Annotated in this window: 14 protein-coding genes; 4 read left to right on the forward strand and 10 right to left on the reverse strand. The window is 72.2% G+C overall.

The window, feature by feature from the left end; translation table 11 throughout:
* Positions 1–148 precede the first annotated feature (148 nt).
* The 3 genes from AC6JA9_RS06480 (at position 149) to AC6JA9_RS06490 (ending at position 3497) form a co-directional block, all read left to right on the forward strand.
* Positions 149–1147 carry an SAM-dependent methyltransferase gene (locus tag AC6JA9_RS06480; protein WP_223746196.1) on the forward strand — a complete coding sequence of 333 codons (999 nt, stop codon included), beginning with the start codon at positions 149–151 and terminating at the stop codon, positions 1145–1147.
* 88 nt (positions 1148–1235) lie between these two features.
* Positions 1236–2024 (forward strand): hypothetical protein, encoded by a 789-nt coding sequence (locus AC6JA9_RS06485; protein ID WP_267697857.1) that lies wholly within the window; start codon positions 1236–1238, stop codon positions 2022–2024.
* A gap of 96 nt (positions 2025–2120) precedes the next feature.
* Positions 2121–3497: a WS/DGAT/MGAT family O-acyltransferase gene (locus AC6JA9_RS06490; RefSeq protein WP_497960638.1), complete on the forward strand. Its 1377-nt coding sequence runs from the start codon at positions 2121–2123 to the stop codon at positions 3495–3497.
* On the opposite strand, the gene AC6JA9_RS06495 is transcribed toward AC6JA9_RS06490, so the two are convergent.
* The 6 genes from AC6JA9_RS06495 to AC6JA9_RS06520 form a co-directional block, all read right to left on the reverse strand.
* Complete coding sequence (locus tag AC6JA9_RS06495; RefSeq protein ID WP_267697856.1) at positions 3498–4889, reverse strand: sigma-54-dependent transcriptional regulator; 1392 nt, start codon at positions 4887–4889, stop codon at positions 3498–3500.
* Positions 4886–6427 carry a sensor histidine kinase gene (locus tag AC6JA9_RS06500; RefSeq protein WP_497959269.1) on the reverse strand — a complete coding sequence of 514 codons (1542 nt, stop codon included), beginning with the start codon at positions 6425–6427 and terminating at the stop codon, positions 4886–4888. The genes AC6JA9_RS06495 and AC6JA9_RS06500 overlap by 4 nt, the downstream gene beginning before the upstream one ends.
* Before the next feature lie 93 nt (positions 6428–6520).
* Positions 6521–9766, reverse strand: a complete 3246-nt coding sequence (locus AC6JA9_RS06505; RefSeq protein ID WP_497959270.1) for a HEAT repeat domain-containing protein — start codon at positions 9764–9766, stop codon at positions 6521–6523.
* A gap of 51 nt (positions 9767–9817) precedes the next feature.
* Positions 9818–11113 (reverse strand): RDD family protein, encoded by a 1296-nt coding sequence (locus AC6JA9_RS06510; RefSeq protein WP_223746201.1) that lies wholly within the window; start codon positions 11111–11113, stop codon positions 9818–9820.
* Positions 11114–11248: 135 nt separating this feature from the next.
* The gene (locus tag AC6JA9_RS06515; protein WP_223746202.1) at positions 11249–11515 is read right to left on the reverse strand and encodes a GlsB/YeaQ/YmgE family stress response membrane protein; all 267 of its coding nucleotides are present in this window, start codon (positions 11513–11515) and stop codon (positions 11249–11251) included.
* A gap of 110 nt (positions 11516–11625) precedes the next feature.
* The gene (locus AC6JA9_RS06520; RefSeq protein WP_223746203.1) at positions 11626–12360 is read right to left on the reverse strand and encodes a 16S rRNA (uracil(1498)-N(3))-methyltransferase; all 735 of its coding nucleotides are present in this window, start codon (positions 12358–12360) and stop codon (positions 11626–11628) included.
* 107 nt (positions 12361–12467) lie between these two features.
* Here AC6JA9_RS06520 and AC6JA9_RS06525 point away from each other — a divergent pair, with 107 nt between their 5' ends.
* Positions 12468–13940 carry an adenylate/guanylate cyclase domain-containing protein gene (locus AC6JA9_RS06525; protein WP_483577088.1) on the forward strand — a complete coding sequence of 491 codons (1473 nt, stop codon included), beginning with the start codon at positions 12468–12470 and terminating at the stop codon, positions 13938–13940.
* A 28-nt stretch (positions 13941–13968) separates the two neighbouring features.
* Here the strand turns inward: AC6JA9_RS06525 and AC6JA9_RS06530 are convergent, their stop codons facing one another.
* The 4 genes from AC6JA9_RS06530 to AC6JA9_RS06545 all read right to left on the reverse strand — a co-directional run bounded on the left by AC6JA9_RS06530 (position 13969) and on the right by AC6JA9_RS06545 (position 16734).
* Positions 13969–14484: a DUF962 domain-containing protein gene (locus AC6JA9_RS06530; RefSeq protein ID WP_223783419.1), complete on the reverse strand. Its 516-nt coding sequence runs from the start codon at positions 14482–14484 to the stop codon at positions 13969–13971.
* An 18-nt stretch (positions 14485–14502) separates the two neighbouring features.
* On the reverse strand, positions 14503–14991 hold the full coding sequence (locus AC6JA9_RS06535) for an Mpo1 family 2-hydroxy fatty acid dioxygenase (protein WP_255665767.1): 489 nt from the start codon (positions 14989–14991) through the stop codon (positions 14503–14505).
* 129 nt (positions 14992–15120) lie between these two features.
* A complete protein-coding gene (locus AC6JA9_RS06540; RefSeq protein ID WP_497959272.1) occupies positions 15121–16110 on the reverse strand; it encodes an AraC family transcriptional regulator in 990 nt (329 codons plus the stop codon).
* 117 nt (positions 16111–16227) lie between these two features.
* A complete protein-coding gene (locus tag AC6JA9_RS06545) occupies positions 16228–16734 on the reverse strand; it encodes a DUF1993 domain-containing protein (RefSeq protein ID WP_408888013.1) in 507 nt (168 codons plus the stop codon).
* Between the last annotated feature and the right edge of the window lie 25 nt (positions 16735–16759).

Consider the following 16759-nt stretch of genomic DNA (forward strand, 5'->3'; position numbering starts at 1 on the left):
GACTCGACGCCGGGGCCGTTCATGTGGGGACACAGACCCTGTCCCCACGGCGGATGGGGTGCTCCAGGTAATTCCAGCATGATTGGTAATCCCCGGTAGGCCGACGGCCCGCCCCGGGGTTCTTCCGTCTCCTGTCGTGGGGGGTGTCATGCCCAATCTGCTCGACCTGCCTCGGCAGGCGTTGATGGACCTGCGTTCTCGGCTGAGCCACCTGCCGTTGGTGTCGCAGCTGCCGTTGCGCAACGTGGTGCCGGACAGTCTGGCGTTGTCGAGCCCGGCGCCGCAGGACTCGGCGCTGTCGGACCCGGCGCGGGTGCTGGCGTGGCAGAAGGCGTGTGCGCGGTACGTGAAGCCGGGGCAGGTGGTGATGGACGTGTGCGCGGGGGCGGGCTTGCGCACCTTCGCGGCGGCGACGCGTCATCCGCGGCGGCTGTATGCGGTGGACCCCTCGCGGCTGCTGGACACCACGCAGTGGGTGGCGCGGCGCAACGGGCTCGAGCACATCGACTTCGTGCGCGCGCAGCCGTGGGGCTTCCAGCCGCCGGAGAAGGTGGACGTGCTGTTGCACGAGCTGCTCGGGGAGGCGCTCTTCGACGCGGGGCTGGTGCCGAGGATGCTGGACCTGCGCTCGCGGCTGCTCAGGCCCGGCGGGCGCATCCTCCCCAACCGCTTCGAGGTCTTCGTGGAGCCGGTGCAGCTGCGCGACGAGGCGTGCCTGCCCTTCATCTGGAGCCAGCGAATCCCGGGCGTGGACTACAGCTGCCTGCAGACGCTGCGCGAGGCGATGAACCCGTCCTACTTCACGCGCGTGGTGCGCTCGTACGAGGTGGACCACCTGCTGTGCGAGCCGGAGCCCGCGTTCGCCTTTGATTTGGAGACGATGGCGGCGGACGGCCTGCCCCAGCGCGTGCGCTACGAGCGGCCGGTGATGGAGGCGGGGCGCGTGGATGGCTTCTGCCTGTTCTACAAGGTGGCCTTCGACGCGGAGCTGTCCTTCACGGTGTCGCCGCTGCGAGGACAGAATCCGGCGGGCATGACGTTCTTGCGCGTGGACCCGCGCGACTTCGCTCGCAACGAGCTGTTGTCCTTCGAGCTGGAGCTGGCCGACCCGGGGGATGTGGGCACCTGGCGCTGGCACTTCCGCTGAGGGAGCGGGCGGCAGTGCTCGCGGGTGGACACCCGGGGGGACTGGAGGGCTTCGCCTCCGTCGGACCGTGCCTAGGTTTCACCCCGGCATGGGTTCCATTCGTGGGTGGGTGGTGGTGGGGGGCCTGCTGAGCGCCTTCACGGCGCTGGGGCAGGAAGGGGGCGAGCGTCCACGCACGGTGGCGGGCGTCTGCGGCAGCGCCAACTGGGTGTGCGTGGCCGAGTGCATCGAGCCCGAGTGCGTGGACCGCTGTCTGCGCGAGGGCTGCGAGCAGTCGCTGGACCGGCTCAAGGCCTGCACCCTGAAGGCGGGCTGCGCCGAGGACGACACGCAGTGTTCGGCGAAGGCGTGCGGCAACACGTGTCAGAAGGCCTTCGAGCCCGCGCCGCCCAGTCCGGAGAAGGAGCAGAAGTCTCCGTGTGACGGGCAGGCGGCCTCGGCCAGGCCCGTGCCCCAGAAGCTGGTGGGCGCCTGGCGGCTGGCGGCCGCGAGCCTGCCGTTGCAGCAGGACGGAGGCTTCACGCGCATCGAACCCCAGCCGCGCGCGGACTATGCGCGCACGCTGCGAATCACGCCCGAGGGGTGCTTCGTGCTGCGCACCGCGTTGAAGGACGCGACGTTGGGGCAGGGCAACCAGCTCGTCGTGCGCGCCTGGGGGACGATGGAGGTGCTGGATGACCACCACGTGAAGCTGCTCGCGAAGGATGGCCAGGCGGTGGGCCCGGTGTGTGGTGACAAGCGCGTCATCCCCCTGGCCCGCTCCAAGGTGAAGTTCAAGGGCGGCTCGTTCCGGTGGGACTTCGAGGAGGAGACGCTCACGTTGACGGTCGACGATGCGACGAAGCAGACCTTCCAGTTCGAGCGCGAGGAGGAGTAGCGGCCCCCTCGTCAAGACAGCGCGCCACGGGAGGCCGTCCTGCGCCATCATGGTGTGTCCCGTCGGGTGGGACGCACGGAGGCACGCGTGGCCGGGATGAACCAGGAGCGGATGGCGAGTGTGGACGCGCTGTGGTTCCACATGGAGGAGCCCGCCAACCTGATGATGATCACAGCCGTGCTCGGCTTCGAGGGCCGGCTGGACTTCGAGCGGCTGCGCGAGCTGGTGCGCACGCGCCTGGTGGAGTGCTACCCGCGCTTCCGCCAGAAGGTGGTGATGGGACGGCTGGGGCAGCCGCAGTGGGAGGAGGCCCAGGACTTCTCGCTGGACGCGCACCTGCGGCGACTCCAGGTGCCGGCCCCCGGAGACCGCGCCGCGCTGGAGTCCCTGGTGAGCGAGTGGATGAGCACGCCGCTGGAGCGCTCGCGTCCGCTGTGGCAGTTCCACGTGCTGGAGGGTGGAGACGGGGGCGATGTGCTGCTCGCGCGGCTGCATCACTGTCTGTCGGATGGCATCGCGCTGGCGCGGGTGCTGCTGACGCTCACGGATGGGGACGGTGCGCGGGAGGAGGCACCGGAGTCCTCGCGGACAGCGCCTCGTGAGGGAGGGCTCGCGAAGTGGATGCGCGGGGCGCGGGCGGTGGCGGGCACGGCTCGGACGGTGCTGCGCAAGGGCGCGGAGATTGCCGCGGAGCCCATCCTCGCCGGAGACCTGGTGCGGCAGGGGGCGCTGGGGGCCGCGGCGCTCGGCAAGCTGATGGTGGTGACGCCGGACCCGCGCACGCCGCTCAGGGGGCCCCTGGGGACTCGCAAGCGCGCGGCGTGGTCCTCGCCCATCCCCCTGGAGCGGGTGAAGGCCGTGGGCAAGGCCCTGGGCGGCACGGTGAACGACGTGCTGCTCGCGGCGCTGACGGGCGCGCTGCGGCGCTACCTGGAGGCGCGCAACGTCCCTCCCGAGGACCTGCACGCCGTGGTGCCGGTGAACCTGCGGCCGCTGGATGAGCCGGTGCCTCGGGCGTTGGGCAACCGGTTCGGCGTGGTGCTGCTGCGGCTGCCGGTGCACCTGGCCGAGCCTCGACGGCGGCTCCACGAGCTGTCGCGGCGCATGGACCTGGTGAAGAAGTCCCCCGAGGCGGTGGTGACCTTCGGCGCACTGGAGCTGCTGGGCTACACGCCCGCGCCGCTGGAGCGGGTGGTGGTGGATGTCTTCGCCACGAAGGCCTCGCTGGTGGCCACCAACGTGCCGGGGCCCCGGCAGCCGGTGTCGCTCGCGGGCGTGAAGCTGCGCGCGCTCACGTTCTGGGTGCCCCAGGCGGGACACCTGGGGCTGGGGGTGAGCCTGTTCAGCTACGCGGGGCAGGTGACGGTGGGCGTGGCCGCGGATGAGCTGCGCGTGCCGGACCCGCACGCGCTCATCGACCACTTCCACGCGGAGCTGGAGGCGCTGAGCGACGGGGTGACGCAGGTCGTGTAGCTACAGCAGGGCGTGCTCCTCCAGCTTGTTGTAGAGCGTCCGGCGGCTGATGCCGAGCAGCCGGGCCGCCAGCGTGCGGTTGTCGCCCGCGCGCGCGAGTGCGTCCACCAGGGCCTGCTTCTCGGTGCCCTTGCGTTGGGACTCGAGCGTGCGGCCGCTGTCGGCGGCGGGGCTCGCGAGCGCGGTGACGCCCTGAGGCGGCGTGAGCACGGGTGTGGTGAGCCCCGGCTGCCGGGCCAGCTCGCGCGAGACGTCGTCGCCCGTGAGCGTCTGTCCGTCCGAGAGGACCACCAGTCGCTCCAGGAAGTTCTGGAGCTGGCGCACGTTGCCCGGCCAGGGCTGGGCGCGCAGCACCGCGAGCCCGTCCGGGGTGAGCGTGAAGGGCGGCTTGCCGTTGGTGCGCGCGTGGATGTCCAGGAAGTGACGCGCGAGCGGCTCGATGTCCTCGGGGCGCTCGCGCAGTGACGGCAGCCACAGGGGCACCACGTTGAGGCGGTAGAAGAGGTCCTCGCGGAATCTCCCCGCCTTCACCAGCTCCTCGAGCGGCTGGTGCGTGGCGGCGACGAAGCGGACGTCCACCTTCACCGTCTGCGTTCCGCCCAGCCGCTCCAGCTCCCGCTCCTGAATCACTCGCAGGAGCTTCACCTGCACGGCGAGGGAGATGTCGCCAATCTCGTCCAGGAACAGCGTGCCGCCGTGCGCCAGCTCCACGCGGCCGGGCTTGCGGGTGGCCGCGCCGGTGAAGGCGCCCTTCTCGTAGCCGAACAGCTCGCTCTCCAGCAGCGTGTCCGGCAGCGCGGCGCAGTGCAGCTTCACGAAGGGCCCTGCGTGCCGGGGGCTGCCGTCGTGCACGGCCTTGGCGGCCAGCTCCTTGCCCGTGCCGGACTCGCCGCGCAGCAGCACCGTGGCCATGCCCGTGGCCGCCTTCGCGAGCAGGGCCTGGGCCTCCAGCATCCGCTGGCTGCTCCCGACGAAGGCGCTCGGGGTGCGGAGCGGTTCGTTCGTCGCTTCACCTTGCGCGCGCAGGAGCGCCTTGCGGATGGTGAAGAGGATCTCCTCGCGGTCGAAGGGCTTGAGCACGAAGTCCGCGGCGCCCGCCTTCATCGCCTCCACCGCCAGCGGCACGGTGCCGTGCGCGGTGATGAGGATGACGGGGACGTCCGGCCAGAGCCGGCCCATCTCGGCCAACAGCTGCATGCCGTCCATGCCGGGCATGCGCACGTCGCTCACCACCACGTCCACCGGCCAGCGCTCGAGCAGCGAGAGCGCCTCCGTCCCGTTGCGCGCCGTGTGCGTGGCCAGGCCCGCCTGACCCAGGAGCGCACCCAGCACCTTCGCCACCGCCGGGTCGTCATCGACCAGCAGCACGGTTCCCTTCAACGACTCACTCACGCGGCTTCTCCTTCGGCCCCACCGTCCACGCGCCGGGCATCCACCGGCAGGCGCAGACGCACCACCGTACCGCGCCCCTCCCGGCTTGTCAGACCCACGGTGCCTCCGTGCGCCTCCACCACGCGTCGGACGAAGGCCAGCCCCATCCCGCTGCCCGAGGCCTTGGTGGTGAAGAAGTCGTCGAAGGCGCGCTCGCGGGTGCGCACGTCCATGCCCTCACCCGTGTCCTCCACCTCCACCGCGACGGCCGCGCCGTCCCTCAGCGTGCGCACGGTGAGTGTGCCGCCCTTCGGCATGGCCTCCGTGGCGTTGCGCACCAGGTTCTCCACGGCGTTGGTGAGCAGGTCCTCGTCCGCGGCGCAGGCGGGCAGGTCCGGGGCGAGTTCACGGACGATGGTGATGGGGCTCGTGCTCGCGAAGGACTGGAGGGAGAGGACGCTCTCCACGAGCCGGCCCAGGTCCACGGGGCGGGGGAGGGGCTCCACGCGCGCGAGGCGCTGGTAGGTGTCCACGACGCGCCCCAGGCGCTCCACCTGTTCGAGCATCAGGTCGAGGAACTCGCCGTGCGTGTCCCACGACTGGCCTCGGGCGTGCTCTTCCTTGAGGTACTGGGCGGCGCCCTTGAGCGCGGCGATGGGGTTCTTCAGGTCGTGCGCCATCTGCGCGGAGAAGCGGCCCAGGGTGGCCAGGCGCTCCATGCGCTCGCCCCGGGTGACGAAGGCGGTGACGCCCCGGCGCGTGGCGGCGACGAGCGAGAAGGTGATGGCGGTGGTGCACAGGACGAGCGCGCCCACCTGCGCGGCGAAGAGGCGGAAGACGGTGAGGTAGGCGAGGACGCCCACGCCCGCGAGCACCACCGCGTGCAGCGCCATGCGCGGGGCGCCCTCGCTCTCGTCGCGTCCGAAGAGTCCGAAGCGCAGCGAGGCGGTGGCCATCAAGGGCATGCACAGGAGCGTGCCCAGGTTGCCCAGGCGTGGCACCTGTCTGAGGCCGAGCTCCACCGCGAGCTCGGTGAGGAGCAGGGCGACGAGGAAGGTGAGCCCCAGGGCCATCAAGCTCGCGCGGGCGCGCTCGTCCGGGCGACGCGCGTCGCGCAGGTGCAGCGCCAGCAGCGTGAAGGTCCCGATGACCGGGGGGACCACGAGGACGGTGACGAAGATGCCGAAGCGCAGGGTGAGGATTGTCGCGGCGAGCGAGGGCACGCCCAGCGCCACGTGCATCAGCAGGGCGAGGGCTCCGAAGACGGCATAGGTGCCGTACATGGCCCAGGCCGAGCGGCGGCGGCGGCCCACGAAGGCGAGGGTGAAGTGCAGGGTGCACGGCACCGTCATCAGCGCGGCGGCGAAGCCCACCAGTCGCCAGCCCGTCTCGCCCGCGCCGGCATACGCGTAGCCGGTGAAGTTCCACGCGGACAGCGCGATGGAGAGCAGGGAGAGCGGCAGCGCGAGCGGGCTGCGTCCCACCCGGGCCAATGCCAGCCCCGCGAGCGCGAGCTGCCCGGCGCACGCGATGAGGCTGATCCACATCCCACCGGTCATGGGGTCCTGTCCCGTGCTGGCGTCACCGGCGCAGCATAGCGGGATGGCGCGGCGTCCGGAGTCGAGGCGGTGTTCGCCTCGACTCACCGACGCTCAGAGCATGCCCAGCCGGCGCGCATTGGCCGGGTCCACGGCGGCGCTCTCCCACCGACGCGCGGCCACTTCGCGCTCGTTCTCCGGCGCGTCCGCGTAGTAGCCGAGCGTGTCGTTGAGCGCGCGGCTCAGCTCCTCGATGGCGGCGAGCCGCACGTCGAGCTCGCGGTGTCGCAGCGCCGCGATGAGCCAGTCCGCGCGGCGACGGCTGCGGTTCTCCGCCCACCACGCCGCCCACTGCTTCGGGCTGAGGCCCAGCGGCATGCGCGTCACCTCGCGCAGTGCTTCCGCCGCGGCCTGCGCGCACATCTCGTCCTCGCTGCGCGTGAGCTGGATGAGGCCCTCGACGGCCTCGCGGTCATGCAGCGTTCCCAACGCCCGGGCCGCCAGCGCGCGACGCATCGTGTCCCGGCTGTTGAGCTCCTGGCGCAGCTCACGCATCGCCGAGTCCAACCTCGGCAGCTGCTTCAGCGCGGCCGCCGCCACCCGCGCGGCGCTGGAGATGTCCGGCTCCAGGTCGAACAGGCCGCGCAGCACCCCGTCCACCAGCTCCACGTAGGGCAGGTTGCCCGCCGTGAGCAGCGCGAAGTAGCGCGTGTCCGCGTCATGCGAATCCAGGAGCGGCGCCAGCGCCTGCGCGGCCGGGCGTCCCAGTCGCGACAGCGCCGCCGGAATCGGGCCGAGCTCGTCCGCCTCGGGCAGCTCCACCACCGGCAGCCGGCTCCACGCGGTGGGGCCGGGGAAGTGCTGGGCGAGCACGCGGGCACTCGCCTCGGGCGAGCGCGCCAGCTCCACCATCGCGTTCGAGCGCTGCGCGGCGTCCGGGCCCGTGAGCCGACGCAGCAGCGGCGCGAAGTCCGGCGGCGGGCGCTCCTCCTGCGACTGCGCGCGAGGCGGCAGCGCGGCGGCGCGTCCCACCGTGCCCGCGGCGCCTCGACCGAAGAACGGGCTCCACCCCAGCCCCGCCACCACCGCGGGCGCGGGAGCGGGCGTGGCGGCCACCGGCACGTCCACGTCGATGGTGATGTCCTCCTCGACGGAGCGAGGCTCGGACACGCGCTGCTTGCGGAAGAGGATGAGCTCCTGGAAGGCCGAGGCCAGGTCCTGGCAGAACAGGATGTAGTCCGACAGCCGGCGCTGGCTCATCGGCTTCTGTCCGCAGTCTCCGTAGAGGATGGCCACCAGCCGGCCCTTCACCTCCACCGGGTACAGGAACACCGTGCGCGGCGTCTGCCGACCGAACAGCTCCAGGTAGTGCCGGGTGAGCGCGTCCGGAGGCAGCGGCCCCGCGTAGCTTCCCCGCGTCACCGCCACCGTGCGGAAGACGCTGCTCGCGTCGAGCGGCACGGACACCTGGGTGAGCCCTTCGCTCGCCATGCCCTCGCCGCGCGCTTCCCATCCAATCGCCGCGCCTCGCAACACCGCGAAGGCGGCCACGTAGTCGAACGTCCGCCGGCCGAAGCGCAGCGCCACGTCCATCAACTTGTCGCGGTCCTTGGTGGACTCGCGCAGCGCGGCGCGCGCCGCCGCCAGCGTCCAGTCAGGGACCTCCTGATTGGCGGACGCGGTGGGCGGCGGCCGGACCTCGGGCTCGGGCGGCCTGGCCTTGGGCTGCGCGGCCGGCTTGTTCGGATTGGGGAAGACGATGAACGCGGGCTCGCTCGAGCGCGGAGGCTGCGCGGGTGGCACCTCGGGCCGAGGACCTCCGGCCAACAGCGGCGAGCCGAAGCGCATCGTGGAGAGCGGCACGGAGTCCGCCCCCGACGTGGGCGCGGCGGGACCCGGTGGCCACAGCTGCGGCGCGCCACTGGACTGCGCGGGCGGCCACAACGGAGGCGCGGCGCCAGGCGTCGTCGCGGAAGAAGGCGCTCCGCTGGCCGGAGCCGTGGAGGCACGCGTCCCCGTCACGGGCTGGGAGGAAGGCTGCGTGGCAGGCGCCGTGGAGGGACGTGCGCCAGAAGAAGCACCACCCTGCGTCGTCGCCGGAGGCTGCGCGGCGGGGCCTGTCACGAGTCGGCCCGTGGACGTGGCCGACGGAACGCCGCTCACCGTCGTCACCGGAGGCTGCGCGCCGGGACCTGTCGCGGGGCGGCCCGCTGAAGCCGTCGAGGAGGCGCCGCTCGCCGCGAGCTGCGCCGGTGGCTGTCCCGCGAACCCTGTCGTTGAGCCGCCGCCCGCCGCGGGCTGCGTGCCGGGCGAAGCACCACTCGCCGCGGGAGGCTGTCCCGCGAAGCCTGTCGGTGAAGCGCCGCTCGCGGAGGACTGCGTTCCGGGCACTCCGGCCGAGGCTCCGCTCGTCGGGGAAAACGGCGGAGGCTGTCCCCCGGAGGTACCCGTCGTGGACCGGGCAGGAGACTGCGCGCCCGTCGGCGAAGTCCCTCCGGCGCGCGCCCCAGTCGGAGCACCGCTCGCGGACGGCACACCGCCCCGTTGAACCGTCGTGGGCGTCGCTTCCACGGGAGGCCGAGGGGGCGTCGCCGTGAGCACCGGCGGCTGGGCCGGGCGAGACGTATCGGGCCTGGACGGCGGCGTCGCGGGACGCTCGGCCGCGGGCATGTTCAGCCGCAGCGGGGCTCGCACGAAGGCGGGAGGCGGCACCGGGTCGGGAGGCGGCGGCGGAGGCGGACGCAGGGGCGCGGGCGCCTCGCGGGGCGCGGCGCGAATCTCCGCGGCCACCGGCTCACCGGCGACGGAGCGGGCCAGCCGCTCCACCATGTCCACCGTGAGCGACTCGTCCGACGGCGGAGGAGGCGGCGGCGTGACGGGGAGCTGCTTGTCCGGGTCCAACGCGGACACCAGCTGCGTGAAGCGCGGCGCCAGCGGCTGGCGGTAGATGGTGGAGATCCACTCGCGAATCCGCACCTCGGTGGCCACCCACAACTCGAGCGGCTTGCCGAGCAGGAACCCGACCTCGTCCAGCTCCTTCTTCGGCACCGGATACGCGCAGGCGACGTGCAGCGTCTGCCCATCCAGCGACAGCGGCACCACGCACAGCCGCTCCGCGATCTTCGGCGGGATGAAGGACGCGACCTCGAGGTTCGGCTCGAAGTCGACCAGGTTCACGGGCCGGAAGCCCGCGACGTCACCGAGCAGCGAGAGGACATCCGCCTCGTTCGCGAGCCCCTGCTCCAAGAGCAGCGTGTCCAGATGTCCGCCCTGGGCCTGCTGGAGTCGCAACAACTCTCCCGCCTTCTCCTGGGAAAGGAGCGTGCGGGAGACGAGGAGCTGGGCAAGGCGGGCGGGCATGTAGGCGCGGCATCTTACGGCCGCGGCCGCAAGGCACAATGAAGCGGTGGTTCAGCTCGGTTGAACGACGAAGGTGGACGTCAGCTTGTCATGGAGCGTCTGTCCACGGCGATCAAAGAGCGCCATCCAGAATCCGCCCAGGAACAGGACGAAGGAGAGGCTGGCGAGCATCGCGCGGACGATGGCCCTTCCCGGCGCCGGCGCCAGGCCGTGGGTGTCCACCAGCCTGAGGCCCAGCAGCAGTCGGCCCAACGTGCGTCCGTTCCAGAGGAAGGCCGCCACCGCGCAGTACACGAGCGCCAACACCAGCACCAGGAAAAACCCGGGCAGCAGCACCGTGTGCAGCGCCCGCAGCCACGCGACGAACCCGTCCAGGCCGGACAGGCCCGCCTCGGGCGCCTTCATCCCCGTCACCGACGAGGCCAGGGTGATGTACAGCGCCGCCACGCCACCGATGGCCGCCGCGTCGATGCTGAAGGACAGCAGCCGGCGCCACAGCGACGCGGGGCGCGCGTGGACCTCGGCGACCCCCGGCTGCACCGCGGCGGTGCGCACGGACTTCGGCTTCTCCGCCCGAGGCGCGGCGCTGGCCATCACGGGCAGACCCGTGGACACCGGAGCGGGCGCGGACTCCACCGCCGGAAGGCTGGACGCGGAAGGCGCCGGCGTCTCCAGGGCCGCCATCACGGGCAGGCCCGAGGACACCGGGGCCACGGGCTCCGGAGCGGACCAGGGCAGGCCCGACGGCATGGGCGAGCCGGGCTCCGTGTCCGCCAGGCTCGCGGCGGGCGCCGGAGTCTCCACGCGGGGGAGGCCAGGGGCGGGCGCCACCAGGGGCTGCACACGCGGCGGCACCGGCGGGGTGCCGTAGGCGGGCGTCATGGCGGACATGGGCGTCTGGGCCGTGGAGGGCACGGGCGGCACGTCCATGGGGAAGCCGCCCCCCTGGGCCCAGGATGGCTGGGCGGCCGGCGGAGGCGTCGCGGCGCGAGGCGCGGGCCGGTGCGAGGGCGTCATGCCCGGCGGGGTGGGGCGGGCGACCCCGGGCGGATTCTGGGGCGCGGCGGCGCGGGGCGCGGCGGGCGGTGGAAGCGGGCCCGCGAGCGGCGCCACGGACGGCGGGGCCGGGGGAGCGGGGCTGCGCTCGGCGAAGGCGGGGCCGTCGTCACGCACGCCGGAGCGGCGGTCGATCTGCAGGTCCCGGTCGAGGAAGCTCGGCAGACCCGGCAGGGTGGTCTGGGCGGCGGCCTTGGCGCAGGCGGGGCACTCTCCGACGGGCGGCAACAGGGCTCCGCACTTCATGCACTTGGACAACGGACTCTCCTCCGGGATGAGACGCGTCGCCATGAAAAGACGTCCGCACCGAAGGAGCAAGAAAAGTGGCGAGCCCCCGAGGTCCCTCGGTCGAGGAACCGTCAGGGGCTCGTCAACGACAGGCGTCCACCTGTCCCCTGGGGGACAGCCGGTGTGGAGCGCCTCACGCTAGGCGTGGACACGGCGCCGTCCCACCGCTCCGACGATGAGCAGCACGACGATGGCACCCAGCACCGACATGATGAGACCCGAGGGTCGCAAGTCGAAGAGCCGTCCGTCCCGCGTGAAGAGGGATCCGATCAATCCGCCCAGCAGCGAGCCGACCATGCCCAGCAGCGTCGTCGCCAACAGGCCCATGCTCTGCTTGCCGGGGAGGATGGCGCGAGCGATGAGGCCCGCGATGAGGCCGATGATGATGAATGCGATGATCCCCATGAACCCTTCTCCTGTCTGTGGGGACCCGGAAGGTCCCAGATGGTCCAAACGTAGGAATGGCCCAGAGAAGGTGGGAACCCGTGTGGAACGGGCGCTCGACTGGCCCCTCGCTAACCAAGCTCTCCGTCGAGGTGCATCATCACCGCCAGGGCGGCGAGCGCGGCCGTCTCCGTACGGAGGATGCGCGCACCCAACGTGACGGGGCGGGCGCCCTGGGCCTTCAGCGCCTGCACCTCCTCACGGGCGAGCCCGCCCTCGGGCCCCACCACGAGGGCGATGGGCGTGCCGGCGCCCGCGGCCCGGAACGCCTCGCCCAGCGGCACCGCGGACTCCTCCTCGTCCAACACCAGCACCACCGTGCCCCGCGCGAGCGCGCCGACGGCGTCACCCAATGAGCGCGGCACCTCGACGCCGGGAACGTCGTCACGACGACACTGGCGCGCGGCCTCCTCCACGATTTTCGTCCACCGCTGGGTGCGCTCCTGCGCGCGCTTGGGCTCGAGCTTCACCACGCTGCGCAGCGTGTCCACGGGGAGGAAGGCGGCCGCGCCCAGCTCCGTCCCCTTCTGCAGCACCCACTCCAGCTTGTCGCCCTTGGGCAGGCCCTGCACCACGCTCACCGCGCGGCGGGGCGGCGCCTGTCGCGACGCTCCCAGGCTCACGCGCACCTCCTGCGCGTCCACGCCGGTGACCTTCGCCTCGAACGCGCGGCCCTTGCCGTCGAAGACCTCCAGCGTGTCGTTCTCGCCCAGGCGCAGGACGTGGACGACGTAGTGGCGGCGCTCGCCGGTGAGCACGAGCGTGTCGGGGGCGGGCTCGGCGATGGGGACGAAGAGGCGGACCACGTGGGCTTCTCCAGCGGCGACGGGGTGGGGGCGTGTCGGGGCGGGGACTTCAACAGCAAGCGCCGGCCCGACGCCAGGGCTCGCTGGCCTTCGCGACTTGAGGCACCATGAGCATGTCGGTGCCCCGTGGCAGGTTCCCCTGGACCTTTTCGCGCACGGGGCGTGGTGGACGCGCGGACGTGACGATGACGGGCCAGGCGGAGGTCCTGGCTCCGCCCCGGGAAGGGAAGGAAGGGGAGCTCGCCATCATGGGCCGGGACGACGAGGGCTTCTCGCCGGGACAGGACTCCGCCGTGGCCCGCTTCGCGCTGAGCCGCGCCAACGAGGAGCTGGTGCTGGCGGAGAGCTCGCTGCGAGGCGAGCGGCGCGTGGCGTGGGTGCGGCTGGCGCTGATGGCGCTCCTGTCGGTGAGCCAGGGTGGCATCGCGCACGTCACCGGCGAGTCCCTGCCGCCGCATGACCTCCAGCGCGTGCTGGCCATCGTCCTGTATGCGCTGTTCTCCGTGCTCGCGTTGGTGGTGCTGCTGCGCCAGCGGCCGCACTTGAGGCACGCACGGTGGTTGCCCGTGCCCACCACGGTGGCGGACACCAGCTTCTTCGCCTTCATGGGGTGGCATGCCTGGGCGCGCACGGGCCAGTTCGACGCGGGCATGCTGGGCGCGAGCATGGGCATGGTGCTGGTGTTCTCCGTGGCGCGCTTCTCGTGGCTGCACGTGCTGTTGTCCACGGCGCTGTCGTCCATGGGGTATGCCTTCGTCGCGGGCGTGTCCGGGCACGGCACGTGGTCCAGCACCAGCTTCGTCGTCTTCTGCTACGTGACGCTGGGGCTGCTCATCGCGATGACGAACGCGGAGGTGGGCAGCATGTTCCTGCGGCTGCGGCGCCGCGACGGCCTGTCGCGCTTCCTGCCCAAGCCGGTGGTGGAGCGGGTGATGGCGTCGGGGGACACGTCGCTGCGGCCGGTGCAGCGCGAGGTGACCATCCTCTTCAGCGACATCCGCGACTTCACCATGCTGAGCGAGACGCTGCAGCCGCGCGAGGTGCTGGAGCTGCTCGACGAGTACTTCGGGCGGATGACGCACATCGTGATGGCGCACGGGGGCATCGTGAACAAGTTCCTCGGGGACGGGATGCTCGCGTGCTGGGGCGTACCGGACTCGAGCGACGACCACGCGGAGCAGGCGATGCGCGCGGCCCTGGCCATGCGCGAGAAGCTGGCCGAGCTCAACGTGCTGCGCCTGCGCCGGGGACTGCCGCCGTTGCGCATCGGCATCGGGCTTCACACGGGCGTGGTGGCCGCGGGCATGCTCGGGGGCGCCGAGCAGCACGAGTACACCGTCATCGGCGACGCGGTGAACCTGGCCTCGCGGGTCGAGGGGCTCACCAAGGTGCACGGCGTGGACATCCTGGTGAGCGAGAGCACGTGGACGCGCGGCGGCGGCGACTTCGTCGGCCTGCGCCTGGGCGAGGCCCACGTGAGGGGGCGCCGGGAAGCGGTGGTGGTCCACGCGCTCCAGGGCCACGCGCTCGACGCGGACGTCGAGTCGCCCGCTCCCGTGCGCATCGCCAGCGGCACCTGAGGGAGGAAGGCCCCCAGGCGCGCGGGCCTCACACCGTCAGCGGCGCGGGGCGGGACCCACCGGACATGACACGCGCGTGCAGGTCGCGCTTGAGGCCCATGCCGAACAGCAGCAGGGTGATGAGGTACACCGGCTCGATGAAGAACAGCTGCGGCCCGCCCAGGGACAGGCCATGGGTCTTCTTCTCGAGGACGACGTGCGCGCCCACCACGAGCGCGAAGCGCACCACCATCACGGACACGGCGACGATGGCCACGGTGGGGCCGGGCAGGTGGCCCACGGCCAGCGCGGCGCTCAGCGTGGGGAAGAGCGGCAGGCTCATCAGCAGGCCCGCCGTCCACTCCAGGCTGATGGCGTACAGCGCCACCAGGGCCACCAGTACGTGGGCGGCGGACAGCGAGAAGCCTCCCACCGAGAAGCGCACGAGGCCCAGCGGGACGAGCAGGGCGAAGATGAACATGTAAGCGCCCAAGAAGTGCACGGCGCGGCTGAGGCCGTTCTCGTGCAGGGGCATCCAGGTGCGCAGCTTGTCGGCGAAGCTCATGGGAGTCCGGAGGATACGTCAGGCGCGCGCCGGCGTGGCGCCCTGGGGCTGGGGCTTGATGACGTAGTCGCCGAAGAGCACGGCGACGAAGAACAGCGGGCCCACCAGCGCGTGCACCAGGTTGGTGAGGAAGGACGGGGACTTCTTCTCCCACACGGCGTGGCCCGCCAGTTGGATGAGCCAGCCGAACGCTGCGATGGCCAGCACGCTCCAGGTGGGCATCAGCCGGCCCAGGGGGAAGCAGGCGGCCATGAAGGCCACCACGACGAGCCCCAGCTTCACGTCCGCGCGCAGGTACCAGACCGCGGCGAGCGCCCAGGCCACCATGCCCAGCGTCAGCACGCCGCCCGGCAGCGCGGGCACCGTCGCCAGCCTCACCCAGTCCAGCATCGCGATGATGTGCAGGACGATGACCGGAATGGCGACCTTGTGGGTCAGCCGGTTGGTGGGGTGCTGGTGCGACGAGTAGTACTCGTCGAAGAGCACGGCGATGGGGGCCTTGAGCATGGCGTCCTCCGGACGGTGGAGCAGGGGACCTCCCAAACTAGGAGAGTCCCCCGGCGCGTGTCCCTGGCGGCTCACGCCAATCTCCTGGCACGGGACGCCACGGGTCGGCTGGCCCGCACGCCCGGTGTCTCAGCCCCGCTCCGCGCCCTCGCGCCAGACGCGCGGCGTCATCCCCGTCCACCGCTTGAAGGCGCGGTCGAAGGTGCTCAGCTCGGAGTAGCCCAGGAGGAAGGCGACCTGGCTGACGCCCAGGTTCGCGTCGCGCAGGTACTGGTAGGCCAGCTCACGGCGCACCGTGTCGACCTCGTCCTGGAAGGACGTGCCGTGCTCGGTGAGGCGGCGCTGCAGGGTGCGCAGGCTCAGGTGGAGTCCCTTGGCCACGTCGGCGGCCTGGGGTGCGCCCTCGCGCAGGGACGCGCGGATGGTGTCGCGCACGGCCTGGACGAAGCCGGGCGCATCCAGTGCGGGCGAGGGCACGGCGGCGCTCGCGGCGCGCTCCAGCACGGAGAGCAGGGCGGGGTCCGCGCCGAGCACGCGCAGGTCCAACGTGGCCGCGTCCAGCGTGAGCGCGTTGCGGCCGCGGTTGAACGTGGGCGCGACGCCGAAGTGGTCCACCAGCGGCGCGATGTCCGGAGGGGCGGGGTGCGCGAAGGCGATGGCGCGAGGCGACCACGGGCGCTCGGTGAGCTGCCGGCCGACGTGGGTGAAGAGCGCGAGCCCGTACTCACTGGCGTGGCGTCCGTATGCGAGCGGGGCGCCCTCGATGCCGTAGGCGAAGGTGCCGCCGCCGTCCGCGTCGTCGGTGAAGGACGCGCTCCAGGCGGGCTCCAGCAGGGCCATGTAGCGAGCGAGCGCGCGGAAGGTGTCGCGCAGCGTGGGCGAGGCCCGGGCGATGTACTCGACGAGGCCGTAGTTGCCGCGAGGCACGCGCTGGGCGACGTGCAGGCCAAGGAAGGCGTCCTGGGAGAGCAGCTCGGCGGCGTCGAGGAAGGCGTGCAGGGTGGTCAGCGGGAGGCTGACCTCGGGGAGCGAGCCCGCGTCGAGCGGCAGGCCGAAGCGCTCCGCCAGGGGCGTGGGGTCCAGGCCCGTGGCGCGCAGGTACGCGAGCAGCGGACCCACGAGCTGCGAGCGGACCTCCGTGGGAGGTCTCGGGAGGGACTGGGAGGCAGGAGGCTCCACGCGCCGGGGACGCTAGCCTGTCCGGCGCGTCGGGCCCAAGAGGCGTTCAGCCTGGGCTCACAGGGGGCCGAGGAAGTCCTTCTTGCCGATGGGCACGCCCAGGTGGCGGAGGATTCCGTAGGCGGTGGTGATGTGGAAGTAGAAGTTGGGCAGGCCGAAGGTGGTCAGGTACTCGTCGCCCTTGAAGTCGCGCTTGAGGGTGCCGGTGGTGAGCGTGACGGTGCGGTTCTCGCTGCCCGCGAAGCTCTTGGCGGGGACGGACTTGAGATACGTGATGGTCTTGGCGATGCGCTGGCGCAGCTCGTCGAAGGTGCTCTCGGTGTCGGGCATGCGCGGGGCGGGTTCTCCGCTGAGCCGCTCGGCGGTGGCCTTCGAGGTGTCGCTGGCGCGCTGGACCTGCTGCACCAGGTTGAACATGTCCGACGCGAGGCGCGCCTCGAGCACCTGCTTCGGGTCGAGGCCGTTCTCCTGGGCGTACTTCTCGCCCTGCGTGACGAGGGTGGAGAGCACCTCGAGGGCGCGGATGAAGACGGGGATGGTGGCCTCGTACATCGACAGGGACATGGAGTGCTCCACAAGAAGGGGTGCG

Source organism: Myxococcus sp. MH1, from assembly GCF_059738865.1.